The sequence below is a fragment of the Micromonospora narathiwatensis genome, assembly GCF_900089605.1.
In the GTDB taxonomy this organism is placed as follows: Bacteria; Actinomycetota; Actinomycetes; order Mycobacteriales; family Micromonosporaceae; genus Micromonospora; species Micromonospora narathiwatensis.
On record NZ_LT594324.1, the window covers coordinates 6,361,259 to 6,386,861 of the forward strand.

The following is a 25,603-nucleotide window of genomic DNA, read 5'->3' on the forward strand; positions in this document are numbered from 1 at the left end:
GGGTGTCCGGGCCGCCGGATGCCGCGATGTGCGGCGGTGCTGGCGCCCGTCAGAGGACGTCGAGGGTGGTGCAGAGCCAGGCGGCGCGGCGGTGTTCCAGGCGTAGGGCGATCGCCCAGCTGGCACCTCCGGTGCCGGCGAGTACGGCGGCGGCCTCGACCGCGCCCGCGCGGGGTTCGCACACGCGCAGCCGGCGGAGCTGGAGGACCGGTCGGGCGGAACGGCGGCGTACGGGGCCGACCCGGCGGGCGGCCCTGGCCAGCTCGGTGGCCACCCGGGTCCCGGCGTCGGGCACGCAGAGCGGCCGGAGCTGCCCGGGCGGACGGTAGCCGTTGACGATCTCCAGGAAGGTACGGACGAAGCGGAAGGCGGCCCGGGTGGCCTCGGGGGTCGCGGTGACCAGGGCGGTTGCCGGTGAGCCGCCGGTACGCCGCCCCGGCCCGGTCGGTGCCGGCCGGATGTCCACGGGGCGGCCGGCGGGTCGGCCGGAGTCGCGGCGGCGAGAGCCGAACAGGTCGAGGGTGAGCTGATCGACATCACCCCAGGGTGAGCCCTCGTCGACGCAGGGCGGGTCGATCGGCGGGGCGGGGCGGAGGCGGACCGGGGGACGCGGTGCGAGCGGGCGGCGGGTGTCGGTCATCCTCAACCCCTGTTCGTTGCGTTTGCCTTCGTTTGCCTCCGACAGGGTCTCATTCTTAGGCAGGGCAACGCCTGTCGTCAATGCCGCTACGGCATCGGGCGGTCACTCCGGGTCGCGGTCGGCGAGTGGGTTGTCGCGTACCCACTCGGCGGTCTCCGCGTACTTGCGCTGGATGTACTCCTCCAGCCGGGCGCGTTCCACCCGCCACTGCCCACGGCCGCCGATCTTGATCGCGGGCAACTCTCCGCTCCGTACCATGTGGTAGACCTGCGAGTCCGAGACGTTGAGCTCGGCGGCCACGTCGGACAGCAGCAGGAACCTCGGCTCCACGGTGACTCCCCGGGTCGGCTTCGTTTGCCTAAGTTTGCCACCGGTCACCGTCGCGCCCCCAGCCTCCGTCGGGGCGATCCGGAACGGGACACAGGTGATCCGGATCGGGACACACCGGTGGGGAACTTCTCCCCGGCGGGTGCGGGGTGTATGACGGTCTCGGCGTACGGCATGATCGGCGCCCGGAGCCGGCTTCCGCCGGTCGGGCCTGAGCAGGGGAGAGACCGGTGGCCGACGAGCTTGTCCGGGTGTACGTGCCGGCGACCGTCCCGATGCTGGCGCGGCTGCGCGAGCAGGGACTCGCGGTCGACGAGGCGCACGCGGTCACCCCGGAGCTGCGCGAGTGGTACGCCGAGGGCGACGAGGAGGAACTGGAGTACGTCGCCTTCACCCGGGCCGCCCAGGACGCGCTGCTGTTGCTGCGGGCCGACCCGGCCGCACCCCGGCGACGGGTGGTCGTCTCCGCGGACCTGCCGGCGTCCTCGGTCGGCCGGGTCGACGGAGAACTCGGCTCCAGCGTCGTCCGGTTGGCCGGACCGGTGCCGGTGGCCACGGTGGCCGCGATCCACGTGGACGGGGCGGAGGCGATCGACGACGTGGCGGCGTCGGCCGAGGTGATCGCCGAGGCCCGGGCCGGCGACCCGGACGCCCAGTTCACCGTCGACGGGGCCGAGGACCACGAACTGGAGTGGTACGACGCGACCGAGCTGGACCTGCTGCTGCGCGAGGTCTCCTGACCGGTCGGGCGGCGGGCACCCGGGGCCGGCGCCGGCCGCCCGCCCACACGGGTCAGGCGGTGGCCTCCTCGGCCGGCTCGTCCTCGTCGAGAGCGGGACGCGGGCCGAGCGTGCGGCCGAACGCGACGAGCGCGGCGAGCGCTCCGACGAACAGCACCCAGATGGCATTGTCGATCCGCGAGGTGCCCAGCGCCGTCTGCGCCACCTGGTCCGCCTCGCTGAGGGCGGCGGCAAGGTCCAGCAGGCCGCGCCCGCCGATCCGGATGATCACCTCGGTGAGCAGCAGGAGCAGGCCCGGCCCGGCCCCGGCGATCAGGTACGCCGGCCAGCGCAGCGCCGACCCGCCCCGGTGGGCGGCGCGGCGGCGGGCCCAGGTCAGGTAGCCGAAGGCCACCACTCCGGCGATCAACCCGGCGAGCAGCGACTCCGTCCGGGACACCCACTTGGCGGCGTCGAGCATCGACTGCTGGGTGTCCCCGGCCCCGAACAGGTCGGACAGCGGATCCCGGACGCGGCTGAACAGCACCACGAAGACCTGCGCGGCCAGCGTGGCGGCGGCCAGGCCGCCCACCACCCGGGCGTTGCGGGCGCCGGCCATCGCGCCGCCGATGATGGCCGCCGCGGCGGTGGTGCCGGCGATGGTGTTGGTGGTCGCGTTGTCGGCGTACGTCAGGTTGGTGGCCACGGCGGCGGCGAGCCCGACCAGCAGGCCGGTGCCGACGGCGGCGAGGAAGCGCAGGGTGGTCCGGCCGAGCGGGTTGGTCGCCACCAGGGCGACCGCGGCCCCGGCGACCAGCGCGGCGGTGATGACGCCGGGCAAGGCGTACGCGGAGAGGCTGATCGCGGTGACGCCGGCCGCGGCGCTGTTGATCGCCGCCCGGGTGGACCAGAGCATCGCGGCGAGCCAGCCGACCGCCACCAGCGCCAGCACCACCGCGCCGGGGACGTACGCCGGCCGCCCGGCGTCCTCCGGCGTCGGGGCCGCCTCGTCGGCCGGGGCGGGTGTCGGCTGCTCCGGGGCCTCGGGGGCGGCCTCGGGCTGGTCCGGCTCCGCGGCCGTGGAGCTGCCGGGCTGCTTGCTCATCGTCTTCCCTTCGACGGACGCCGGACGGCCGCGACACGGCCCGGGGAGGTCACCGGCCATCCAGCGTACGCGCCGCCGTGGGCGCCGCTCCGAACCCGCCTCGCGGGTCCCGGCACCGGCAGCCGGCGGCGGCGGTGGGCGATTCGACCTGCTGACGGATCGCAGGTGAAAGGCGAATATCGCTGAGGGTTCGTTTGATCAGGGTCGGTTCCTGCCTACGGTCCGGTGTATGCGGGTGTGTCCCGGTCCTCGCCGGGTCAGCCGGGCGGGAGCGGCCGGACGAGGGGCGGCAGGGGTGGGTCGGCGGTGCCGCATGAAAGAATCGGCCCAGGTCCCGCCGCCGCGACCGGTCCGCCGCGCGGTGCCCGGCACCCGGCCGCCCGGCCGGTGCCGCGGGTCCGGTTTCGCCACCGCTGTCGAGATCGCACAGGAGCCGTGATGGACGCCGTGTTCTCCGTACCCGAGCCGCGCAACGAGCCGGTCCACGCCTACGAGCCCGGCAGCCCCGACCGGGAGCGGCTCCAGCGGCGGCTGGTCGAACTGGCCGCGGAGCAGATCGAGCTGCCGATGACCATCGCCGGCGAGCAGCGGATGGCCGGCGGCGAGCCGATCAACGTGGTCCAGCCGCACAAGCACGCGCACGTGCTCGGCGTCACCGGGCACGCCAACCACGACGACGCCCGGGCCGCGGTCAGGGCCGCCAAGGACGCCGCCCCGATGTGGCGGGCGCTGCCGTTCGAGGAGCGCGCCGCGATCTTCCTGCGCGCCGCCGACCTGCTCGCCGGCCCCTGGCGGGACACCCTCAACGCGGCCACGATGCTCGGCCAGTCCAAGACGGCCGTCCAGGCCGAGATCGACGCGGCCTGCGAGTTCATCGACTTCCTGCGGTTCAACGTGTACTTCGCCCGCAAGCTGCTGGCCGAGCAGCCGATGTCCTCGCCGGGCGTGTGGAACCGCTTCGACCACCGCCCCCTCGAAGGCTTCGTCTACGCGGTCACCCCCTTCAACTTCACCGCCATCGCCGGCAACCTGCCCTCGACGCCGGCCCTGCTCGGCAACACCGTGGTCTGGAAGCCGGGCCCGACCCAGCAGTTCGCCGCGCACTTCACGATGCGGCTGTTCGAGGCCGCCGGCCTGCCGCCCGGCGTGATCAACATGGTCACCGGGCGTGGCGAGGAGGTCTCCGACGTCGTGCTCGCCGACCCGGACCTGGCCGGCATCCACTTCACCGGCTCGACCAAGGTGTTCCAGCACCTGTGGCGGACCGTCGGCGAGAACATCGCCCGCTACCGGGGCTACCCGCGCCTGGTCGGCGAGACCGGCGGCAAGGACTTCGTGGTCGCGCACCCCAGCGCCGACGTGGACGCCCTGCACACCGCGCTGATCCGGGGCGCCTACGAATACCAGGGGCAGAAGTGCTCGGCCGCGTCCCGGGCGTACGTCCCGCGGTCGATCTGGGAGGGTGGGCTGCGCGACCGGCTGGCCGCCACCGCCGACTCGCTGACGTACGGCGACGTGACCGACTTCCGCAACTTCGGTGGTGCGGTCATCGACGACAAGGCGTTCGGCCGGCACACCGCCGCGCTGGAGCTGATCAAGGGCGACGACAGCTGCACGGTCCTGGCCGGCGGCACCGCCGACGACTCGGTCGGCTACTTCGTCCGGCCGACCCTGTTCGAGTGCTCCGACGCCGCCCACGAGACCTTCACCACCGAGTACTTCGGGCCGATCCTCGGGGTGCACGTCTTCGACGACGCCCGCTTCGACGACGTGGTGGCGCAGGCCGAGTCGATCGCGCCGTACGCGCTGACCGGGTCGATCTTCGCGACCGACCGCCGGGTGGTCGACCAGGTGGCCGAGAAGATGCGGTACGCGGCCGGCAACTTCTACATCAACGACAAGCCGACCGGCGCGGTGGTCGGGCAGCAGCCGTTCGGCGGGGCCCGGGCCAGCGGCACCAACGACAAGGCGGGCTCCTGGCACAACCTGGTCCGCTGGATGTCGCCGCGGACGATCAAGGAGACCTTCGTCCCGCCGACCGACCACACGTACCCCCACATGGGCTGAACCGGCGACGGCCGCCGGTGGCGCGCGGAGCGTCACCGGCGGCCCGGCGGTCACCACTGGTGACGGACGGGCGACGCGCCGACGTCCCCGGCGGACTGTCGTCCACCGACAGTGCACATCGGACGACCCAACCGGCGCCGAAAATGGCAAATCCTGGACGCCGGGTCGGGCAAAGTGGCAGCTTAGAGGGCATGGCGGAAACCGGAGTCAACCCGACAGCGGCGGCCCTGCTGGGGCTGCTGCACGAGGGACCGATGACAGGCGGCCAGCTGATGGCCGCCGCTGAGCGCCGACTGGCGCCGTACTGGTCGATGACCCGCAGTCAGGTCTACCGGGAGCTTCCGGTGCTGGCCGAGAAGGGCATGGTGCGACTCGGCAAGCCCGGGCCGCGGATGAGTCAGCCGTACGCGATCACGGCGGCGGGAAAACGGACATTTTCCCGCTGGCTGGCCGAGAACCCCGGCAAGGACACGATCCGTAACCCGGTGGCGTTGCGGATCGCCTTCGGCAGCCTGCACTCGGCGACTCAGCTCAAGACCCTGTACACCACGGCGAACGAATACCACACCGAAGCCCTCGCGGCGGCGCGCGAGCAGGTCAAGAACGCCAAGAAGGAAGGCGACAACTACGACGCCAGCGCGTTGGAGTTCGCCGTCGCCTACCATCGGGCGGCCCTGTCCTGGCTCAAGGCCGCTCCGGCAGGCGGGTGACTCCTCGCCGGTGACCGCGGGGGCTCGTAGGCTCGCTCCTCGCCCGCGCGGTGCTGACTTTTGCGCGGGACTGCGGGGCTCGCAAGCTCACTCCTCGCCCGCGCAGTACGCTTGTCTGTCGTGACCGCTGCCGATTACGCCGAACAGCTCAAGGAACTCGACGCCACCCTGCGCAACATCGAGGCGGTGCTCGACCTCGACAAGCTGCGCCAGCAGAAGGCCCGCCTGGAGCAGGAGGCCTCCGCGCCCGACCTCTGGGACGACCAGGCCAAGGCGCAGCAGGTGACGTCGCAGCTGTCGTACGTCAACGGCGAGATCACCAAGCTCGGCAACCTCCGCTCCCGGCTCGACGACGCCGGGGTGCTGCTGGAGCTCGCCCAGGACGAGTCCGACCCGGGCGCCCTCGCCGAGGTCGAGTCGGAGGTCGTCGGGCTGACCAAGGCCATCCAGGAGATGGAGGTCCGCACCCTGCTCTCCGGCGAGTACGACTCCCGGGAGGCGCTGGTCGCCATCCGGGCCGGCGCCGGCGGCGTGGACGCGGCGGACTTCGCCGAGATGCTGCTGCGGATGTACCTGCGCTGGGCCGAGCGGCACGGCTACCCGACCGAGGTCTACGAGACGTCGTACGCCGAGGAGGCGGGCCTCAAGTCCACCACCTTCACGGTCAAGGTGCCCTACGCGTACGGCACGCTCAGCGTCGAGTCCGGCACGCACCGGCTGGTGCGGATCAGCCCGTTCGACAACCAGGGCCGGCGGCAGACCAGCTTCGCCGGCGTCGAGGTGCTGCCGGTCGTCGAGCAGACCGACCACATCGAGATCCCCGAGAACGAGATGCGGATCGACGTCTACCGCTCCTCGGGCCCCGGTGGGCAGAGCGTCAACACCACCGACTCGGCCGTCCGGATCACCCACATCCCGACCGGCATCGTGGTCACCTGCCAGAACGAGAAGTCGCAGCTGCAGAACAAGGCCTCCGCGCTGCGGGTGCTCCAGGCCCGGCTGCTGGAGCGCAAGCGCCAGGAGGAGCAGGCGAAGCTCCAGGGCCTGAAGACCGAGGCCGCCGGCTCCTGGGGCGACCAGATGCGCTCGTACGTCCTGCACCCGTATCAGATGGTGAAGGATCTGCGAACCGAGCAGGAGACGGGCAATCCGTCCGCGGTCTTCGACGGTGAGCTGGACGGCTTCATCGAGGCGGGAATCCGCTGGCGGAAGCAGCAGCAGCTCAGCGCTGACGGTGTGTGATCGCTCTTGGACGCACCGCGTCATCGATCTCTGGCTGACCGGCTGAATCGATGACGCGACGCGCATCCCGGGGGCGGGGCGCTTGGCTCTCCGGTTACACCGCGTAGACTCACGACCCGTGATTCAGCTTGAGCAAGTGACGAAGACGTACCCGAAGGCGTCCCGGCCTTCGCTCGACAACGTGTCCGTCTCGATCGAGAAGGGCGAGTTCGTCTTCTTCATCGGTCCCTCCGGCTCCGGCAAGTCCACGATCATCAAGATGCTGCTGCACGAGGTCGCCCCCAACAAGGGGCGGGTCGTCGTCAACGGCAAGGACGTCACGTCGATGCGGTCCTGGAAGCGACCCCACTTCCGGCGTTCCATCGGCTGTGTCTTCCAGGACTTCCGTCTGCTGCCGAACCGCACCGCGTACGAGAACGTGGCGTTCGCCCTGGAGGTGATCGGCAAGACCAAGGCGGTGGCCCGCCGGGTCGTGCCGGAGGTGCTGGAGCTGGTCGGCCTCGGTGGGAAGGAGCACCGCTACCCCCACGAGCTCTCCGGTGGTGAGCAGCAGCGGGTGGCGGTGGCCCGGGCGTTCGTGAACCGGCCGCTGATCCTGCTGGCGGACGAGCCCACCGGAAACCTGGACCCGGACACGTCGATCGAGATCATGCGCCTGCTGGACCGAATCAACCGCACCGGCACGACCGTCGTGATGGTCACGCACGACTCCAACATCGTGAACCAGATGCGCCGTCGGGTCATCGAGATCGAGAGCGGCCGCATCGTGCGAGACCAGGCCCGTGGCGTCTACGGCTGAGCCGTTCCCGCTGACGATCCGTAGATCCTGACGACGAACACCTCACGCCGGAGAGCCGGAGGAATTTTCCGATGCGGATGAAGTACGTCCTGTCCGAGGTACTGGTCGGGCTGTGGCGCAACGTCACGATGACGATCGCGATGATCATCACGATGACGGTGTCGCTGTTCCTGCTGGGCTTCAGCGGCCTTCTCTACCAGAAGGTCGGCGACATGAAGGAGCTCTACTACGAGAACGTCGAGGTCTCGATCTTCCTGAAGACCGACGTCAACGAGCAGCAGCGCAACGACCTCCAGGCCAAGCTGGAGACGGACCAGCTGATCAAGGGCGTCACGTACGTCGACAAGCAGCAGGCGTACGAGCGCTTCCAGAAGATGTACGCCGACGCTCCCGATCTGGTGAACGCGGTCAAGCCCGACCAACTGCCCGAGTCGTTCCGGCTCAAGCTGGTCAACCCGGAGCAGTACAAGAACATCTACGACCAGTACAAGACCACCGAGGGGGTCGACGAGATCGTCGACCAGAGCAAGCTGCTCGACAAGGTCTTCGGCGTGCTGAGCGGGATCCAGAACTTCACGCTGTTCATCTCGGTCGTGATGGCCGCCGCCGCGTTGCTGCTGGTCGCGAACACCATCCAGGTCGCCGCGTACAGCAAGCGGCGCGAGGTCGCCGTCATGAAGCTGGTCGGCGCCTCCAACTGGTTCATCCAGGCGCCGTTCGTGCTGGAAGCCGTGGTCGCCGGCCTGATCGGCGCGATCCTCGCCCTGGGCGGGCTGATCGCCGGAAAGATCGTCATCGGAGGCGGGTCGCTCTCGGCTCTGGAGGGCTTGATCACGCCGATCTCCTGGTCCGAGATCCTCCTGAGCTTCCCGCTGATGGCCGGCATCGGCGGCCTGGTCACCGCGATCACCGCCTGGGTTACGCTCCGCTTCTACCTGCGGGTCTAGTCACCGCGACGGCTCTCCCGAGGGCCCTCCCACGCCGGAATAAACGGCGCGGGAGGGCCCTTGTTGTTCGGGTAGCATGATCCCGCTCCGTGACCGGTGGTCGCGGACCGATCGGAAGGGAGGTGGCGCCGATGCCACGGGAAAAGGGCCGCAAGGTGGTCGCCTCCAACAAGAAGGCGCGCCACGACTACGCCATCCTCGACACGTACGAGGCGGGCATGGCGCTGACCGGCACCGAGGTCAAGTCGCTGCGGGCCGGGCGGGCGTCGCTGGTCGACGCGTTCGCCCAGGAACGCGACGGCGAGCTCTACCTGCACGGCATGCACATCCCGGAGTACACGCAGGGCACCTGGACCAACCATGAGCCCCGGCGGACCCGGAAGCTGCTGCTCAAGCGGCTGGAGATCGACCGGTTGGTCGGCAAGACCCGGGAGAGCGGTCTCACTCTGGTGCCGTTGCAGGTCTACTTCCACGACGGCTGGGCGAAGGTGGAGATCGGCCTGGCCCGGGGTAAGAAGGCGTACGACAAGCGCCAGGACCTCGCCAAGCGGGACGCCGAGCGGGAGATCACCCGCGCGGTGGGCCGGCGCGGCAAGGGGATGGATGAGTGAAACGACCGGTTTGTCCGGGTGCCGGGCTTCGGTCGACCTCGGAATGAATCCGGTTGCGCCAGGCGTTAGGCTTGGTGGTGCTGCCGACAGGGGCAGCCGTCGAGGGGGTGACTGGTTTCGACTTCGTACGTTGCGGCAGGGGAAGCGAGCCGAGGAAGCCGACGTCGTCTCGAGAATCGTTCGTCGGAAAACAATAAGCGCCAAGAGCAATCGCGCTGACTTCGCTCTCGCCGCCTGAGGCGAGTAGCAAGTCTGTCGGCCTGGGATCGCCTTCGACCCAGCTAGCCGGCATCAGCTAGGAGGCTGGCCAATCGGACCCGGTCGCGGGGTCCGTGCGGCGAGATCAATCAGCGACTGGGCCCGTCACACCGACTCGCTCGCGTGATCGGAGGGGTCGAGTAGAGGCACAGCGAGCTGCGCTCGGAGAAGCCCTGACAAGGCGGCGAAGGACCCGGGTTCGATTCCCGGCACCTCCACCGTTGAGGCCCTGAGAGTGTCCGACACTCTCAGGGCCTTTTCATGCCCGACTTCCAGCCCGACTTTCGTGCCCGTGGCCGAGGTCCCCGGCCGGTCGCGGGGAGCCGTCGGGGACCGGCCCGGGGCGTGGGCACCCTGCGGGTCTGGGCTGCCGCCCGGGACGGATCTAGGCTGCGCCCTGTGACGAACGAGAGGATTCCACTCTCCGTGGGGGCCGGACCCGGCCAGCGGGCCTTCGCGGCGGTGGTGGGCGTCGTGTTCACCGGTTTCGGGGCGATCTTCGTGCTGCTGCCGATGCTGGCCGGCAGCCTGCTGACCCGGCTGACCGGCTACGGCGATCCCTTCCCGTCGTACGACGACGCGCGGGACCTGCCGCCCGGCATGCTCCCGCCGGACCTGCACGACGACGCCACCGTGCCGGCCGCGTTCCGGCTCGTCGGGCTGTGCGGCCTGCCGGTCGTCCTGCTCGGGCTCTATCTGTTGCTGCGGGTGCTGCGTACCGCCGCCTGGCTGGACGACACCCGGGCCTCCGTACGCGGCGCGTTCGGCACCCGCACCGTGGACCTGGCCACCGCCGAGGTCCACGGCGGGACCGTCGCCTACCAGGCCGGCCGGGACGCGGTGGCGCCGGTGCCGACGGTGGTCGCCCGCGACCGGGACACCGGCCGCCGGGTCACCATTCCGTTGCGGGGCATGGGGCTGGCCACCCTGCCGCCGTACGAGCTGCGGGCGCTCGCCGACGCGATGACCGCGGGCCGCCCGAACAGCGGCCGGGACGCCGACGCGCATCTCCTCGCCGGCCAACTGCGCGCCATGGCGGAGCAGCCGCTGGGCCGGTAGGGGCCGCTGGGATCCCTGGGGCCGATGGGACGGATGGGGCGAATGAGGCGTCCGCGGGGCCTGGACAGCCCCGTCCGTACGGGTCCACCATCGCGGTACGCGGTAGCGCAGCAGCGCGGGAGGTGCCCATGGTCACCGGTCCGATCCAGCAGCCGTCCACCGTCGCCGCGACGGCCCGCCCGCCCGCCGCGCGTCAGGCCCGGCCCAGTTTCCTCGGCGAGGTGCACGCCCTCGCCCGGGCGCTCGCCGCGCCGGCCGGCGAGCCGCGCTGGCGGGAGCGGCTGATCCTCCACCTCGGCCCGGTCGGGCAGGGCTTCGCCGAACACGTCCGGGTCACCGAGGGCCCCACCGGCCTCTACGCCGCGCTGCTCCACGAGGCGCCCCGGCTGGATCGCGGGGTGCGGCTGCTGACCGGCGAGCACACCGCCATCGTCGCGGCGATCGCCGCCCTGCAACGGGTGGTCGCGTTGCCCGCCGTGCCGGCCGAGGAGTTGCGGGACCGGGTGGGGCGGCTGCTGGAGGCGCTCGACCGGCACCGGCAGCGTGGCGCCGACCTGCTCTGGGAGGCGTACCAGGCCGACCTGGGCGGGGAGGACTGACGCCGGGAACCAGCGCGGCCGGTACGGCGTCAGAACCGACATGCGTCGCTCGATCGCCCTGCTCTGCCTGCCCCTCCTGGCCGCCGCCGGCTGTGCCCGGGCGGGATCGGATCCGACCCGGGTGGGTCCGTCGGTCGCGCCGCCGCCCTCCGGAGTGGACCACCGTTGGGAGGCGTTCTACCAGCGGGCCGGGGAGGTCGCCGACGCGTGGCGGCCCAGCGAGGCGTGGCGCGGCGGCTACGTGCCGATGCAGGACGCCACCGTGCTGATCGGCGATCCGGGCTTCACCGACGAGACCAAGGTGGCCTTCGGCTCCGGCTGGTACCGGGCGCGGATCGAGCTGCCGAGGGCCACCCCGGCCGACGGGACCATCCGGTTCCCCGACGGCACGCTGCGGGTGCCGCTGGTCAGCGCCGCCGAGGCGTACGCCCAGATTCACCAGGGGAACCCGCAGCCCTGCGACGAGCGGCTGGTCGAGCCGCCCGCCGCACCGCCCCGGAAGCCGGGCGGCGGGCCGACGATCGAGCCGGGCCCGGACGGCTGGGTCGGAGACCGGGTGAACACCCCCTGCGCTCCGCTGACCGTCACCGGGATGAAGCTCGGCCGCGCGTCCGTACGGACCAGCCGGGGCGTCGCCTCGGTGCCGGCCTGGCTCTTCACCGTGGCGGAGCTGCGGGCACCGGTGGCCCGGCTCGCGGTCGCGTCGCGGGCGGTGGGCGCCGTACCGGAGGGCGTGGCGCCGACACGGCAGGTGCCGGACGAGGTGGTCACCGTGGCGGGCCTCGACGCCGTGGACGGCGCCCGGCTCGACTACCGGGTCGGGCTGGGCGCGTGCGACACCGGTCTGACCCCGCTGGTGCTGGAACGCGACGACGTGGTGGTGCTCGGGGGCGGGGTGATCCGCTCCACCGGCCCGTGCACGATGCAACTGGTGCTGAAGCCGACGAGTGTCACGCTGCGGGCCCCGCTCGGCGACCGGGTGGTGCTGGACGTGGGCGGCGGCGGCCCGGTCCGGCTGGAACCGCGCCAGGGGCCTACAGGATGCCCGGCACCTCCGTGCTGATCGGCACCGGCAGCACGGTCGGCCGGTCCGCGGCCAGCGCGGTGTCGAGCGCGGCACCGAGGCCGTCCAGCGACTCCACCACCTCCGCCGCGCAGCCGTAGCCGCGCGCGATCGCGGCCACGTCCAGGCCGGGCAGGTCCAGCGCGGGCACCCCGGGCGTGTGCTTCAGCTCGGCGAACGCCTTGAGGATCGCGTACTGCTGGTTGACCGGCACCACGACGGCGAGCGGCAGGCGCAACTGCGCGGCGGTCCACAGCGCCTGCACCGAGTAGTGCAGTGAGCCGTCGCCGATCACCGCCACCACCGGCCGGCCGCGCCCGGTGTCCCGCTCGGCGAGGGCGATCCCGACCGCCGCCGGCAGGCCGAAGCCGAGACCGCCGCTGGCCATGGTGAAGTACGAGTGTGGCCGGCTCATCCGCAGCCGGCGGCGCAGCGCGGCCAGGTTGGACGGTGACTCCTGCACCAGCACCCCGTCGGCCGGCCAGTGCCCGGCGAGCGCGGCGAAGAGCGCGTCGGCGCTCGGTGGGGTGGTCGTCGCGGGGGGCTCCGGCGCCGGCCGGGCGGGCGGCGCCGGCCGGTCCGCCGGCGGCAGCAGCTCCAGCAGGTCGGCCAGCGCCAGCCCCGGATCGCCGAGCAGGCTCTCCCCGACCGGGGCGCGGGCCGCCTCCTCCGGGTCGTCGGTGACGTGCAGGAGCCGCGCCTCGGGCGGCAGGTAGTCGCCCGGCACGTGTGGGTAGTAGCGGAACACTGGGGCGCCGACCACCAGCACCGTGTCGTGCCCGCGCAGCGCCTCGGCCAGCGGACCGATCGCGTACGGCAGGACGCCCCGGAACTGCGGATGGTCCTCGGGGAAGACGGACCGTTCCGGTGCCGGCGCGGACCAGACCGGGGCGGCCAGCCGCTCGGCCAGCGCCACGGCGGCCGGCCAGGCGTCGGCCCGGTCCACCGCCGCGCCGAGCACCAGCGCCGGGGCGCGGCTGGCGGCCAGGATGGCGGCGAAGTCGCGCAGCCGGTCCGGGTCGGGAGCGAAGCGGGTGGCCACGGTGCGTACCTGCGGGGGCGGGTCGGCTGGCTGGTCCCAGTCGTCCATCGGCAGGGAGAGGAAGACCGGCCCGGCCGGTGGCTGCACCGCGGTGGCGTACGCCCGCATGACGGCGGCCGGGATGTCCTGGGCGCGGGCCGGCTCGTAGGCCCACTTGACGTACGGCTGGGTCAGCTCGGCCGCCCGGCGGCTGGCCAGCCGGGGCTCCAGTAGCAGCATGTGCCGGGTCTGCTGGCCGGCGCTGACGATCAGCGGAGTCTTGTTGTGCCAGGCGGTGACCAGGTTTCCCATGCCGTTGCCGGTGCCCGGGGCGGTGTGCAGGTTGACGTGCGCGGGGCGGCCGGTGGCCTGGGCGTACCCGTCGGCCATGCTCATCGCCGACGCCTCCTGCAGCGCGTGCACGTAGCGGAAGTCGGCCGGGAAGTCCCGCAGGAAGGGCTCCTCGGTGGAGCCGGGGTTGCCGAAGACGGTGGTCAGGCCCAGGTCGCGGAGCAGGTCGTACGTCGTGTCGCGAACCGTCGCCATCGCCGAGCTGCCTCCGTCGTCGCCCAGGCCGGAGACGGTGATCAGCTCTCCGGCAAGCCGAATGTATCGGGCATCGGCTGACTTTTCGGGGGCTTGCCGGGTTCGTGGTAGTAGGTGGTACCACGGAAGTGGATGGCGGTCAGGGCAGTGGGAAGGGCAACCTGATCCCGTCGAGCGCGTGCCGGCACGGGCAGGTCCGTTCGGCCGGCAGCGCGGCCACCGCGTCCAGCAGCACCCCACGCAGCCGGTCGGTGTTCTCCGCGAAGACCCGGAAGACCTCCTCCTGGGTGACCGACTCGCCCGCCTCGACGCCCGCGTCCAAGTCGGTGACCAGCGCGATCGAGGTGTAGCAGAGGGCCAGCTCGCGGGCGAGCACCGCCTCCGGGTGGCCGGTCATGTTGACCACCGTGCCGCCGATCGAGGTGAACCAGCGCGACTCGGCCCGGGTGGAGAAGCGGGGTCCCTCCACCACCACCACCGTTCCGCCGTCCACCGCCGGCACGCCACGCCCGGCCGCCGTGTCGAGCACCGTCCGCCGCCCCGTCGGGCAGTACGGATCGGCGAACGGGACGTGCACCGCGCCCCGGTCGTAGTAGGTCTGGGCGCGCCCGCTGGTGCGGTCGATGAGCTGGTCCGGCAGCACGAACGTGCCCGGTCCCAGCTCGGGCCGCAGCCCGCCCACCGCGCACGGGGCGAGCACCTGGCGTACGCCGAGGGAGCGCAGCGCCCACAGGTTCGCCCGGTACGGGATCAGGTGCGGCGGGTAGCGGTGGTCGCGTCCGTGCCGGGGCAGGAACGCCACCCGCCGGCCGCCCACCTCGGCGATCGTCACCGCGTCCGACGGCGACCCGTACGGCGTTTCCAGCACGTGCTCGGTGGCGCCGTCGAGCAGGGCGTACAGACCCGACCCGCCGATCACGGCCAGTTCCGCCGTGGGACCCATCCCCGGTCCTCCCTCGTTCCGGTAGCGATCACCTGCCGCTCAGACCTTAGCCAGCGGGCCGACCGCAGGCTATGGTGCGTGGCATGGCGTTGACAGCGCGGCTGTTCCACGGCGTCGGATCCGCCGCACCGGCGTACGGCTGACGGGTGTCGGACATGCAGGGTGAGGGACAGGCGATCGGTGGCCGAGCCATGGAGTCGATGACCGGGCGGCTGCTGGTGGCGACTCCGGCGCTGAAGGACCCGAACTTCGACCGTACCGTCGTGCTGCTGGTCGCCCACGAGCCCGGCGGCGCGCTCGGCGTGGTGCTGAACCGGGCCACCGAGGTGCCGGTCGCGGACGTCCTCGGCGACTGGAGCGACCTGGCCCGGGACCCCGCGGTGCTCTTCGAGGGCGGCCCCGTGCAACCCGACGCGGCCATCTGCCTGGCCCGGATGCGCCACCCGGTCAAGCCGGTGAAGGGCTTCCACCGGGTCTCCGGCGCGGTGGGCACGGTCGACCTCTCCGTCGACCCGGAGCGGCTGCGCGACGCCATCGGCGGGATCCGGGTCTTCGCCGGCTACTCGGGCTGGGGCGCCGGGCAGTTGGAGCAGGAGATCGAGGAGGCGTCCTGGTTCGTCCTCGACGCCCTCCCGGGGGACGCCTTCGTCGACCGGCCGGACGACCTCTGGCCGATGGTGCTGCGGCGACAGGGCGGCATGATGGCGGCGGTCGCCCACTTCCCACCGGACGTGGCGCTGAACTGATCCGGGGGCACCCCCGCGATATGACCATGCCGGCCGGCGTGTGTATAGTTCTCTGCGTGCCCGGGCGACCGGGGACGACAGCAAGGGGCCGTGGCGCAGCTGGTAGCGCACCACACTGGCAGTGTGGGGGTCAGGGGTTCGAGTCCCCTCGGCTCCACCCTTAACGACCAGGGCGTTCGTCGCGAGTGACGAGCGCCCTTCGTCGTTTCCCGGGTGTTTCATGCCGTCGTTCGGCCCGGGTCACCCCTGCGGAGGCGAGACGAAAGTCCTTCGAGCTGCCCAGCAGCGCGACGCCGGTGGCGAGGCCGACCTGCCGGAACGTCAGGTTGATGCCCGAGGCCATCCCCGAGCGCCGTGGCTCCACGACCCCGACCGCGGTGGAGGCCAGGGGTGGGTTGACGAGACCGACGCCCACGCCGGCCACGATCAGCCCCGGAATCAGGTGGGTCCACGACGAGGCAGCGGTCAGGCCGCGCATGAGCAGCAACCCGATGCCGACCAGGACGAGCCCTGGACCGATGAGGGCGCGGACCGGCACCTTCTCGCTCAGCCGTCCCGCCACGCCGCTGGCGACCAGGACGCCGACGGAGAGGACGAGCAGCCGCACGCCGGTCTGCAGTGCGCTGTAGTCGAGCACGTTCTGCAGGTAGAGGACCACGTAGAGCAGCATGGCGAAGATGCTGAAGGAGAGGCCGAACGCGGCGATGTCGCCGCCGACGAAGGTGGGCACCCGGAACAGGCGCAGGTCGAACATCGGGTGCCGACTTCGGATCTCGACCAGCACGAAGGCGATGAGCAGCACCGCGGCGGCGGCGAAGCAGGCGAGGACCGGTGTGGCCGTGAAGCTGCTGCGCCCGGATTCGATGAGCGCGTAGATCAGGCTGGCCAGTGCCCCGGAGAACAACACGAAGCCCAGCCAGTCCGGGCGCCTGGCCTGCTCGTCGCGGGACTCGACGACCCGCAGCATGGTCAGGACCAACGCGATGACACCGACGGGCACGTTGACGAAGAAGATCCACCGCCAGGACAGGCCCGAAACCAGGACGCCGCCGATGATGGGCCCGACGGCTGCGGCGACCCCGGCCAGGGCACCCCAGACGCCGAATGCCAACCCGCGTTCCGCACCGCGGAACGCGTTGGCCACCAGAGCCAGCGAGACGGAGAACATGATCGCCCCGCCGACGCCCTGGAGGCCGCGGGACAGTTCGAGCGCGAGCGAGGACTGGGCGACGCCGCACAGCGCTGATGCCCCGGTGAAGACGATCACGCCGATCAGGTAGAGACGGCGGCGGCCGTAGAGGTCGGCGAGCGATCCCGCGGTCAGCAGGAGCGCGGCGAGGGTCAGCGCGTAGGCGTCGACGACCCACTGTATGTCGGAGAGGGACGCACCCAGTGACGCCTGGATGTCCGGCAGTGCGACGTTCACGATCGTGAGGTCGATCAGAAGCATGAAGGTGCCCAGGCAGACGGCCGTGAGGGTCCACCATTTCGGGTCGACGCCGGAACGTGACGGCCGGTGCGGACCTGCGTCGGGCGTGCCGGTCCGGCGCGGCTCGGTCATAGGCCGGACGCTACCGAGGCGGACGCTTTTGTACGCATGTTTGTGGGTATGGGGTGACTGGCGGGGTTTACGGTGCTAAGCCGCGCGACGCGCCCTGGTGGGAACCGGCCCCACCAGGGCGTGTCGTCTGCCGATGCGCTCGGATCGCTACCTGTGGTTCAGGCGTCAGCAGCCGCAGGTGTAGTAGAGGATGTCCCAGTGGTTGCCCTCGTCGGTGTAGAGGTTGCCCGACGGGGCCCGCCACTGGTAACCCCAGCCGGATATGTAGCCCACGTAGGTGTACGCGCTGTTGATCCAGTTGTAGACGCAGGTTGTCTTGGCGATGTCGAGCTTGTAGCCGTTCCAGTGGCTGTATGTCCCGCCGGCGTGCCCGGTCTCGGTGCCGCCGGTGATGGTGATGGCGCAGCCGTTGGCCCGCTTGAAGGTGATGATGCCGTCGATCGTCGACTGCCGGATGCCCTCGAACGAGGTGCACGTCGGGTTGTTGCGGTCGCTGCAGTTGCCGCTGGAAACCCAGCCGATGCCCGCGTTGCGCAGCTGGGTGGTGGCGCTGGCGTGGGTGACCGCGAAGGCGGGGGTGCTGAAGCCGAGGGCGGTGACGACCGCCGCGACGCCCGCGAGGAGCAGGGTGAGCATGCGGCGGCGCAGGGTGTTACGGGTCGTTGACATGGCGTCTCCTGATTCGCGTGCTGGGTGAATATTTGCGAAGCGGAGGCCGGCCTTGGCAATTTCTATCACGCATTGATCGCCGTGACTAGATGATTGCGTGTTCGTGCATGTAGCGACCTACTTTTGGTGCGCCCTGGCCAGGGTGTGGTCGGTCAGCTGTATGGCAAATGCCATGCGTGTCGGCATTGTATGGGCCTGACACTAGGGCTGTTCCGGGCGCGTTTGCGACGGTTGGTGCATCGATGGACAACAATGTGAATTAGCGGATCAGCGGCGGCTCGAGCCCGGTCTCGCCGTGCCGCGCGACGGGGTCAGGGCCGCGCGGCACGGCGGCGCGTCACCGGGTACGGCGGGTCTTGGGCAGGTCGAACTGGTCGGCCTTGCGGCAGTCCTTCGGCCCGCCGACCGCGTTCGGGCCGAGCCGGTCCAGTTCCTGCCGGGCCCGGTACCGGCCCAGGTTCCAGGCGTACCAGGGGTCGGACTCGTCGAGATCGTCGGCGATCCAGCTCAGCGTGCAGCGGCGTACCGGATCGGGGAGCTTCGTCAGCGCGGGGGTGGCGTCCGCGGAGAGGGCCCGCAGGTACCACGCGTCGATCTTGCCGGTCTGCTCGTACCGGAGGACGTTGCGCCGCGCGGCGTAGTCCTCGGGGTTGAGCACCGCCAGGCCGAGCAGCATCGCCACGGCCAGGGCGACGGTCGTGCCGGGGATCCAGCCGCCGCGCCACCGGACACCCGCCGCCAGGATCATCAGGAAGATCACCCCGAGCAGCAGCTCGAACGCCATCACGAAGATCCGCTCGCCGGTGAAGCTGTAGACCTTCTGGTACGTCCACATCCGCGACAGCGCCGACACCACGATCACCACGCTGAGCGCGCTGAGCAGGCCGAGCAGGATCCGCAGCACGGTACGCTCGACCGGCTGTTCCCGGCTGGCCAGGCGACTGACCCCACCGAGCACGGCCAGCGTGAGCAGGGTGACGAAGAGCAACTCCCAGAAGCCGCTGCGGGCGTACTCGGAGTAGCTCAGCCCGGCGACCTTCTGGACGTGCCGGTCGCCGCCGAAGAGCACGGTGAACTGCACCGCGACGAATCCGGCGAAGAGCAGCGTCAGCGCCCCGATGGCAGGGGCCCACTCCAGCAGGCCGAGGCGGCGGCTGCTCGGCTTGTCCACCGTCGACAGGTCGGGCGGGGCGGCCAGGGTGTAGACCGCCGCGACGGCGATCAGTCCGCCGACGGCGGCCAGGAAGATCCAGCGGAACACCGTGCCGATGTTGATCTCGGGGACGATCGCGGCGAGCACCTCGGAGAAGGCCGCGTCGGCCGAGGCGAGCAGGGGGCCGAAGACCACCAGCACCAGCACGGTGGCGATCACCGAGCCGGCGACCCGGCGGACCATCCCGGCGTCGGGGGAGGCGGTGATGTGCCGGCGTACCCAGGGCAGGCCGCGGAGCGCCGCGAACGGCGTCGCGGCCAGGCCGAACAGAATCGAGCGGATCAACCGGCCGCCGATGATGGCCAGGGTCGCGCAGCCCAGCGCGCCGAGCACACAGAACGTCACCAGCCACCATGCGTTACGGAAGGCGAGGACGGCGAGCAGGGCCAGGGCCGCCGCCGCCCAGCCCCCGCGGATCAGGCGTTCGGTGCGGGGCAGGTCGGCGGTGCGCTGCCGTACCGCCAGCAGCACGCCGAGGGTCAGGGTGAGCCAGCCGAGGACCCAGCCGATGCCGACCCGGTTCAACGGTACGAAGAACGCGGTGCCGAGCGCACCGGCCAGGACCGCGAGCGGTACCGCACGCCCGGTGCCCTGCTTCGGCCCGGGCCAGCGTGCGTTGAGGAACGAGGTCCGGGGCGTCGGTGGGCGGGGCGCCCAGCCGCCCCCGGGGTGCAGCACAGGCTGTGTCACGACGTACGGCGGTGGATAGCCCGGGGGTGGGGCCGGCGCCGGCCTGGCAACGGTCTGCGGGGCGGTGGGCGGGATGGCGGGGGTCGGCGACGGCGTCGTGCCGGCTGCCGGGGTGCCTGCGGTGGCCGGTCCGTCGACTGCCTTCTCGTCGGCCGCCGTCCCGCCGGCCGCGCCGCGGCCGTCCGCCGTCTCCCCGTCCGGCGTCTCCTCGCTCGCCGCTGCGTCGGTCGTCGTTGCGCCGGTTGCCGCGGCGGCCGGGGCCGGACCTGCGGGTGGGGTGTCCGCAGCGCCCGCCTGGGTTGCCGGCGCAGCAGCGCCGGCCTCGGCGGCGGTCGCGTCCGACGCCGGTGCGGTGCCGGTCGGGCGCGGGGCCGGTGTGGCGCCGGTAGGGCTCGACGTCGGCCCGTTTTCGGTGCCGGCCGGTGTCGGAGCGTCACCCGTGCCCTCGACGGCCGGCGGGCTCGCCTGGGCGGGAACGCCCGGCGCGGGCACCATGATCCGGGGGGCGGCGGGCTGCCCGGGGACGGCGACCGGCTGGTCCCCGGCCGCCGGCAGCAGCGGCACGAACACCGCGTAGCCGCGGGTGCCGGGCGGCACGGTCACCGGGATCGCCCAGGCGGGCTGGCCCTCCTGGCCGGGCCAGACCATGCCAGGTGGCGCTCCGTCCACGGTGGGCATGACGAGCAGGTACGGCGTGACGTCGGACGGGACGTCACCGCCCACGGACCCGGACGCCGGGGTGGTCCGGGAAGAATCAGGCGCCGATGGCGTTTCGGACACGGCACGCTCCTTGATCACACAGGGTGCCGTCACTGTAGGGCCAAGCCCGATCCGGCGTTGCCCCGCGAGCCCCCCGGCGGACCGTTCGGTCAGCAGACCCGGGCCGGCCCGGTGATGTGCGCGTTCCGCCCGTGACCCGCCCCGGCCCGTGACCTGCTCCGGCCCGGCCCGCCCAGGCCGGAGCGGGGTCGCGGGTCAGCCCAGGTGGCGGTCGATCTCGGCGAGTTCCTCGGCGGTGAAGTCGAGGCGGTCCAGGGCCGCCACGTTCCCCTCCAACTGGCTCACGCTGCTCGCCCCGATGATCAGGCTGGTCAGCCGCGGGTCGCGCAGCGCCCAGGCCAGCGCGAGCTGGGCCAGCGACTGGCCGCGCCGCGCGGCGATCGCGCCGAGGTCCCGGATGGTGGCCATCCGCTCCTCGGTGAGGTCGCTCTCGTTGAGGAAGACGCTGGTGCGTACCCGGGAGTCCGTCGGGATCCCGTTCGCGTAACGGTCGGTGAGCAGACCCTGGGCCAGGGGGCTGTAGGCGATGCAGCCGGCGCCGACCTGCTCCAGCGTGTCCAGCAGCCCGTCGGCCTCGGTCCAGCGGTTCAACATCGAGTACGACGGCTGGTTGATCAACAGCGGCGTACCCAGGTCGCGCAGGATCGCCGCGGCCCGGGCGGTCTGCTCGGAGTTGTAGTTGGAGATGCCGACGTACAGCGCCCTGCCGGAGCGGACGATGGCGTCCAGCGCGCCCATCGTCTCCTCCAGCGGCGTGTCCGGGTCGAACCGGTGCGAGTAGAAGATGTCGACGTAGTCGAGCCCCATCCGGCGCAGCGACTGGTCCAGCGACGAGATCAGGTACTTGCGGGAGCCCCACTCGCCGTACGGGCCGGGCCACATGAGGTAGCCGGCCTTGCTGGAGATGACCAGCTCGTCCCGGTACGGCTTCAGGTCGGTGGCGAGCAGCCGGCCGAAGCTCTCTTCCGCCGTGCCCGGTGGCGGGCCGTAGTTGTTGGCCAGGTCGAAGTGGGTGATCCCGAGGTCGAAGGCGCGCCGGACGATGTCCCGCTGCCGTTCGTAGGGCCGGTCCGGCCCGAAGTTGTGCCACAGCCCGAGCGAGATGGCGGGCAGGCGCAGGCCGCTCCGCCCGCTGCGCCGGTAGGTCATCGAGTCGTAACGCTGATCAGCGGCGAGGTAGGTCACGATCACCGACCCTAGTCGGGGGTCACGGCGAGGTCGTGGCGGAGGCGGGGGAGGGTACGGCCGGTGGAGGGTGAGACGGAGGTGCCGGCGGGGACCGCGCCGACGTGCCGGTAGAAGGGTTCCGCGCCCGGGTCCGCGTCGATCCACAGGGTACGGGCACCGGCGGCGCGGGCCGTGGCCACGGCGTGCCCGTACAGCACCCGGCCGACGCCGGTGCCGATCGCCGGCGGGTCCACGAAGAGCATGTCCAGCGCCAACTCGGGCGGGGCGCCGGCGAGCACCAGCAGGCCGACGACCCGGCCACCCCGCTCGGCCACCGCCACCTGGCGGGACGTCATGTCCGCCGGGGCCAGCGTCAACTCCGTACGGCAGCGGGCCAGGAACTCGGCGTCGTATCCCCAGTGGCCCTTGGAGCGCATGGCCAGCTCGGTCAGGTCGGCCGCCTCGTCGGGGCGGGCGGGGCGGATGAGGAGATCCACCCGGCCATTGTGCCGGGACGCCGGAACGGGCGTGCCGGGGCCGTCACGGCGGGTAGCTTCGAGGCCATGCGCGTCGTGCGGCTCGACACTCCCAAACCCATCTCCAAGATCGGCCTCGGCACCTGGCAGTTCGGGTCGAAGGAGTGGGGTTACGGCGCCGAGTACGAGCGCCGGGCGGTGGACATCGTCCGGCGGGCGCTCGACCTGGGCGTCACCCTCTTCGACACCGCCGAGATCTACGGCTTCGGCCGCAGCGAGCGCATCCTCGGCGCGGCCCTGGGCGGGGACCGGGCCAAGGTCGTGGTGGCCACCAAGATTCTTCCGGTGCTGCCGGTCGCCCCGGTGGTGCAGCAGCGCGCGGTCGCCTCCGCCACCCGCCTCGGCGTCACCAGCATCGACCTCTACCAGGTGCACCAGCCCAACCCGGTGGTCGCCGACACCACCACCATGCGGGGTATGCGCGCCCTGCAGGACGTCGGGCTGGTCGGCGAGGTCGGGGTCAGCAACTACAGCCTGCGCCGCTGGCAGGCGGCCGAGGCGGTGCTGGGTCGCCGGGTGCTGAGCAACCAGGTCCGCTACAGCATGATCGACCGCGGCCCCGAGGAGGACCTGATCCCGTACGCGGAGCAGGCCGGCCGGGTCGTCATCGCGTACAGCCCGCTCGCACAGGGCTTCCTCGCCGGCCGGTACGACGCGAAGCATCCGCCGAGCGGGGCGGTGCGCCGGGCCAACCCGTACTTCCTGCCGGAGAACCTGGAACGCGGTGCCGCGCTGATCGCCACCCTGCGCGAGGTGGCCGCCGCGCACGACGCCACCCCCAGCCAGATCGCGCTGGCGTACCTGCTGCGCCACCCGAACGTGGTGGCCATTCCCGGCGCGTCCGGGGTGGAGCAGATGGAGCGTAACGCCGCTGCCGCCGAGATCGACCTGACCGACGGCGAGTACGCCGCACTGGCCACCACCGCCCGCCAGTTCCGGCCGGTCACCGGGGTGGCCGCCGTACCCGGGCTGATCCGCGCCCGGACCCGGCGGTGACCCGGTCATGGACGACATCACCGCGCTGATCCTCGACGACCACGCCGCCTTCCGGCGGGGTTTCGCCCGGCTCGACGACGCCCGCGACCCGACCGAGATGCTCGCCATCTGGGAGGCGCTCGCCCTGCACCTGGACATCCACGCCGAGGCGGAGGAGGCGATCCTCTACCCGCATCTGGTGCGGCACGGCGACGACGGCCCGGACGAGACCGTCGACGCCATCGGCGACCACAACAAGATCCGCGACGCGATCGCCGAGTCGAAGCGCCACGAGGTCGGCTCGGACGCCTGGTGGGCGGCGGTGTGGCAGGCCCGCCGGGAGAACAGCGAACACCTGGCCGAGGAGGAGGACGACGCGCTGCCGGACTTCCGCCGGCACGCCGACGTCGAGCTGCGCGCGCAACTGGGGGCGCGCTGGCTGAAGTTCTACGGCGAACACAAGAACGGCCGCAACCTGCTGTTCCGGGACAAGGATCCCGAACGGTACGTGCAGGAACACCGCTGAGCCACGACGATCTCCCCGTGGTGGGGGAGCCGGCGGGGTGGCCGGCCGCGCGATGATGGGGCGGTGACGGTCCGGGGGGTGCTACGGCCGCTGGTGCGCGCGAGCACCTGGCGGCGGGCGGTGTTCCTGCTGCTCGGCGGGGTGCTCGCGCTGCCGTACGCGCTGCTCGCGGCGGCCTTCGCCCAGGTGCTGGCCATCGACGACGTACCCCGGGCGGTGGTCTTCGGGCTGCTGCTGGTGGCCGTGGTGATCGCGGCGGTGCCGGTGTTCCTCTCGGGCAGCCGGGCCCTGGAGATCGCCGCCGCGCGGGCCCTGCTCGCGGTCGACCTGCCCGAGCCGGCGGCGGGTCACCGCATCGACCGGGAGACCCGGCTGCGCGCCGCGCTCTGGATCGCCCTGCACCTGCTCACCGGCGGTCTGGTGCTGTTCGCGGCGATCAGCGCCCTCCCGATGGCGCTCGTCTTCCTGGCCGGACCGGTCGGCCTCGATCCGGCTGCGAACCACGGCAACGGGTTCGGGCCGCTGATCGGGAACCCGCTCGGGGCGACGCTGACCGGGGTGGCGGTGCTGGTCGGGCTCGGGTACGCGGTGGCCGGGCTGGGGGCGTTGGCCGCGTCGATGGCGCCGGTGCTGCTCGGCCCCTCGCAGGCCGAGCGGATCGCCGCGCTGGAGGCCCGTGCCGCCCGGCTGGCCGAGCGGAACCGGCTGGCCCGCGAGCTGCACGACTCGGTCGGGCACGCGTTGACGGTGGCCACCCTGCAGGCCGGCGCCGCCCGCGAGCTGCTCGACGTCGACCCGGAGTTCACCCGGCGCGCGCTGCAGGCGATCGAGGAGACCAGCCGGCACGCGATGGACGACCTGGACCACGTGCTGGGGCTGCTGCGGGAGACCGAGCCGGGCCGTACGTCGGCCCCCACCGTCCCGCAGCCGACGCTGGTCCGACTGGACCGGCTGGTCGCCGACGCCCGGGCCGCCGGCCTGGTGGTGGAGTTGCGGGTCAGCGGGGCGGTCGGGGAGCTGCCCGCGACGGTGTCCCGGGAGGGCTACCGGATCGTGCAGGAGGGGCTGACGAACGCGGCCCGGCACGGCCGTGGCCCGGTGACGCTGCGGGTGGACGTACCCGGAAAGGCGTGTCCTGGCGCGGCGCCGGACCGGCCCGCACCCGGTCCGGAGCGCCGCCTGGCGGCGCGGCGGCCGGAGCAGGGCCGCCAGCCGGGCGAGAGCTGTCCCGAGTTGGAGATCGAGCTGGTCAACGGCCTGCGCGGCGCGACCGGGCCGGGGCGCGGCGGACGTGGGCTGGACGGCATGCGGGAGCGGGTGCTGCTGCTCGGTGGGTGGCTCACCGCCGGCCCGGACGGTGAGCGGTGGCGGGTCCGGGCGTCGCTGCCGGTGCCGAGGGGGGAGACCGGGTGAGCATCGACGTGCTGATCGTCGACGACGACGAGCTGATCCGGGTGGGGCTGCGGGCGATCGTCGACGCCCAGCCGGACCTGCGGGTCGTCGGCGAGGCGGCGGACGGGGCGGAGGTGCCGCCGCTGGTGGCGAAGCTGCGTCCCCGGGTGGTGCTGATGGACGTCCGGATGCCCGCCATCGACGGCATTCAGGCCACCCGGCGGCTGCTCGCCGCCCGCGCCGACCCGCCCCGGGTCCTGGTGATCACCACGTTCGCCAACGACGAGTACGTCTACGACGCGTTGCGCGCCGGGGCCAGCGGCTTCCTGCTGAAACGGGCCCGCCCGAGCGAGGTGGTGGAGGCGATCCGGGTGGTGGCGGCCGGCGAGTCGCTGCTCTTCCCGGCGGCGATCCGGCAGCTCGTCGGGGCGTACGGGGGCCGGGGCGGGGACGGGCTGCGCTCGGCGCGGCTCACCGAGCGGGAGGCCGAGGTGCTGCGGCTGATGGCCACCGGGCTGTCCAACACCGAGATCGCCGGGCAGCTGGTCGTCGGGGCGGAGACGGTGAAGACGCACGTCGGGAACGTGCTGGCCAAGCTCGGCGTACGGGACCGGACCCAGGCGGTGATCGCCGCGTACGAGTCCGGGTTCGTGGTGCCGAGCGGCTGACCGGCCGCCCGGCGGCCCTGGCCC

The 25,603-nt window shown here is 72.3% G+C and carries 25 protein-coding genes, 1 tRNA gene and 1 other RNA gene; 17 read left to right on the plus strand and 10 right to left on the minus strand.

Going from position 1 to position 25,603, the window contains the following annotated elements; translation table 11 throughout:
* Positions 1-49: 49 nt before the first annotated feature.
* Positions 50-640: an Rv3235 family protein gene (locus GA0070621_RS28160; RefSeq protein ID WP_091201410.1), complete on the minus strand. Its 591-nt coding sequence runs from the start codon at positions 638-640 to the stop codon at positions 50-52.
* A 102-nt stretch (positions 641-742) separates the two neighbouring features.
* Positions 743-970: a helix-turn-helix domain-containing protein gene (locus tag GA0070621_RS28165; RefSeq protein ID WP_091114674.1), complete on the minus strand. Its 228-nt coding sequence runs from the start codon at positions 968-970 to the stop codon at positions 743-745.
* Positions 971-1,197: 227 nt separating this feature from the next.
* Here GA0070621_RS28165 and GA0070621_RS28170 point away from each other — a divergent pair, with 227 nt between their 5' ends.
* A complete protein-coding gene (locus tag GA0070621_RS28170) occupies positions 1,198-1,707 on the plus strand; it encodes a DUF6912 family protein (RefSeq protein ID WP_091201412.1) in 510 nt (169 codons plus the stop codon).
* A 52-nt stretch (positions 1,708-1,759) separates the two neighbouring features.
* Here GA0070621_RS28170 and GA0070621_RS28175 read toward each other — a convergent pair whose 3' ends face one another.
* The gene (locus tag GA0070621_RS28175; RefSeq protein WP_091201414.1) at positions 1,760-2,791 is read right to left on the minus strand and encodes a hypothetical protein; all 1,032 of its coding nucleotides are present in this window, start codon (positions 2,789-2,791) and stop codon (positions 1,760-1,762) included.
* A 438-nt stretch (positions 2,792-3,229) separates the two neighbouring features.
* On the opposite strand from GA0070621_RS28175, the gene pruA reads away from it, so the two are divergent.
* The 10 genes from pruA to GA0070621_RS28225 all read left to right on the plus strand — a co-directional run bounded on the left by pruA (position 3,230) and on the right by GA0070621_RS28225 (position 12,146).
* On the plus strand, positions 3,230-4,858 hold the full coding sequence (pruA, locus tag GA0070621_RS28180) for an L-glutamate gamma-semialdehyde dehydrogenase (protein ID WP_091201416.1): 1,629 nt from the start codon (positions 3,230-3,232) through the stop codon (positions 4,856-4,858).
* A gap of 191 nt (positions 4,859-5,049) precedes the next feature.
* Entirely contained in the window at positions 5,050-5,568 is a 519-nt protein-coding gene (locus GA0070621_RS28185) for a PadR family transcriptional regulator (protein WP_091201417.1), read from the plus strand.
* A gap of 120 nt (positions 5,569-5,688) precedes the next feature.
* On the plus strand, positions 5,689-6,810 hold the full coding sequence (prfB, locus tag GA0070621_RS28190) for a peptide chain release factor 2 (protein ID WP_091201419.1): 1,122 nt from the start codon (positions 5,689-5,691) through the stop codon (positions 6,808-6,810).
* A 118-nt stretch (positions 6,811-6,928) separates the two neighbouring features.
* Positions 6,929-7,609, plus strand: a complete 681-nt coding sequence (gene ftsE / locus GA0070621_RS28195) for a cell division ATP-binding protein FtsE (protein WP_091201421.1) — start codon at positions 6,929-6,931, stop codon at positions 7,607-7,609.
* Positions 7,610-7,680: 71 nt separating this feature from the next.
* A complete protein-coding gene (ftsX, locus tag GA0070621_RS28200; protein ID WP_091201423.1) occupies positions 7,681-8,556 on the plus strand; it encodes a permease-like cell division protein FtsX in 876 nt (291 codons plus the stop codon).
* Positions 8,557-8,687: 131 nt separating this feature from the next.
* A complete protein-coding gene (gene smpB, locus GA0070621_RS28205) occupies positions 8,688-9,167 on the plus strand; it encodes an SsrA-binding protein SmpB (RefSeq protein ID WP_091202939.1) in 480 nt (159 codons plus the stop codon).
* A 103-nt stretch (positions 9,168-9,270) separates the two neighbouring features.
* Positions 9,271-9,646: a transfer-messenger RNA gene (ssrA, locus tag GA0070621_RS28210) on the plus strand.
* A gap of 178 nt (positions 9,647-9,824) precedes the next feature.
* Entirely contained in the window at positions 9,825-10,484 is a 660-nt protein-coding gene (locus GA0070621_RS28215; RefSeq protein WP_157740080.1) for a hypothetical protein, read from the plus strand.
* Positions 10,485-10,612: 128 nt separating this feature from the next.
* Complete coding sequence (locus GA0070621_RS28220; protein WP_091201427.1) at positions 10,613-11,083, plus strand: hypothetical protein; 471 nt, start codon at positions 10,613-10,615, stop codon at positions 11,081-11,083.
* Positions 11,084-11,123: 40 nt separating this feature from the next.
* The gene (locus tag GA0070621_RS28225) at positions 11,124-12,146 is read left to right on the plus strand and encodes a hypothetical protein (RefSeq protein ID WP_091201429.1); all 1,023 of its coding nucleotides are present in this window, start codon (positions 11,124-11,126) and stop codon (positions 12,144-12,146) included.
* Here the strand turns inward: GA0070621_RS28225 and mdlC are convergent.
* Both mdlC and GA0070621_RS28235 read right to left on the minus strand, forming a co-directional pair.
* Positions 12,118-13,713 carry a benzoylformate decarboxylase gene (gene mdlC / locus GA0070621_RS28230; RefSeq protein ID WP_091201431.1) on the minus strand — a complete coding sequence of 532 codons (1,596 nt, stop codon included), beginning with the start codon at positions 13,711-13,713 and terminating at the stop codon, positions 12,118-12,120. The genes GA0070621_RS28225 and mdlC overlap by 29 nt on opposite strands.
* A gap of 139 nt (positions 13,714-13,852) precedes the next feature.
* Positions 13,853-14,656, minus strand: coding sequence for an S-methyl-5'-thioadenosine phosphorylase (locus GA0070621_RS28235; RefSeq protein ID WP_091201433.1), 804 nt, complete (start codon positions 14,654-14,656; stop codon positions 13,853-13,855).
* Between the two features lie 155 nt (positions 14,657-14,811).
* On the opposite strand from GA0070621_RS28235, the gene GA0070621_RS28240 reads away from it, so the two are divergent.
* Together GA0070621_RS28240 and GA0070621_RS28245 are read left to right on the plus strand one after the other, a co-directional pair.
* A complete protein-coding gene (locus GA0070621_RS28240; RefSeq protein ID WP_091202941.1) occupies positions 14,812-15,402 on the plus strand; it encodes a YqgE/AlgH family protein in 591 nt (196 codons plus the stop codon).
* A gap of 84 nt (positions 15,403-15,486) precedes the next feature.
* Positions 15,487-15,559: transfer RNA gene (locus GA0070621_RS28245), tRNA-Ala, on the plus strand.
* Between the two features lie 3 nt (positions 15,560-15,562).
* Here the strand turns inward: GA0070621_RS28245 and GA0070621_RS28250 are convergent.
* The 5 genes from GA0070621_RS28250 to GA0070621_RS28270 form a co-directional block, all read right to left on the minus strand.
* Positions 15,563-16,963: an MFS transporter gene (locus GA0070621_RS28250; RefSeq protein ID WP_091201435.1), complete on the minus strand. Its 1,401-nt coding sequence runs from the start codon at positions 16,961-16,963 to the stop codon at positions 15,563-15,565.
* Positions 16,964-17,128: 165 nt separating this feature from the next.
* On the minus strand, positions 17,129-17,632 hold the full coding sequence (locus GA0070621_RS28255) for a hypothetical protein (RefSeq protein ID WP_167667542.1): 504 nt from the start codon (positions 17,630-17,632) through the stop codon (positions 17,129-17,131).
* A gap of 337 nt (positions 17,633-17,969) precedes the next feature.
* Positions 17,970-20,258, minus strand: coding sequence for a DUF4153 domain-containing protein (locus GA0070621_RS28260; protein ID WP_167667543.1), 2,289 nt, complete (start codon positions 20,256-20,258; stop codon positions 17,970-17,972).
* Between the two features lie 252 nt (positions 20,259-20,510).
* Positions 20,511-21,506, minus strand: a complete 996-nt coding sequence (gene mgrA / locus GA0070621_RS28265) for an L-glyceraldehyde 3-phosphate reductase (RefSeq protein WP_269455360.1) — start codon at positions 21,504-21,506, stop codon at positions 20,511-20,513.
* 5 nt (positions 21,507-21,511) lie between these two features.
* Positions 21,512-21,979: a GNAT family N-acetyltransferase gene (locus GA0070621_RS28270; protein ID WP_231920977.1), complete on the minus strand. Its 468-nt coding sequence runs from the start codon at positions 21,977-21,979 to the stop codon at positions 21,512-21,514.
* 66 nt (positions 21,980-22,045) lie between these two features.
* Between GA0070621_RS28270 and GA0070621_RS28275 the strand changes: the two genes are divergently transcribed.
* The 4 genes from GA0070621_RS28275 (at position 22,046) to GA0070621_RS28290 (ending at position 25,579) form a co-directional block, all read left to right on the plus strand.
* Positions 22,046-23,014 carry an aldo/keto reductase gene (locus GA0070621_RS28275; RefSeq protein WP_091201439.1) on the plus strand — a complete coding sequence of 323 codons (969 nt, stop codon included), beginning with the start codon at positions 22,046-22,048 and terminating at the stop codon, positions 23,012-23,014.
* Between the two features lie 7 nt (positions 23,015-23,021).
* Entirely contained in the window at positions 23,022-23,519 is a 498-nt protein-coding gene (locus GA0070621_RS28280) for a hemerythrin domain-containing protein (protein ID WP_091201441.1), read from the plus strand.
* Positions 23,520-23,582: 63 nt separating this feature from the next.
* Positions 23,583-24,932, plus strand: a complete 1,350-nt coding sequence (locus tag GA0070621_RS28285; protein WP_091201442.1) for a sensor histidine kinase — start codon at positions 23,583-23,585, stop codon at positions 24,930-24,932.
* Entirely contained in the window at positions 24,929-25,579 is a 651-nt protein-coding gene (locus GA0070621_RS28290) for a response regulator (RefSeq protein ID WP_091202947.1), read from the plus strand. Before GA0070621_RS28285 ends, GA0070621_RS28290 begins: the two co-directional genes overlap by 4 nt.
* The last annotated feature ends 24 nt before the right edge of the window (positions 25,580-25,603 follow it).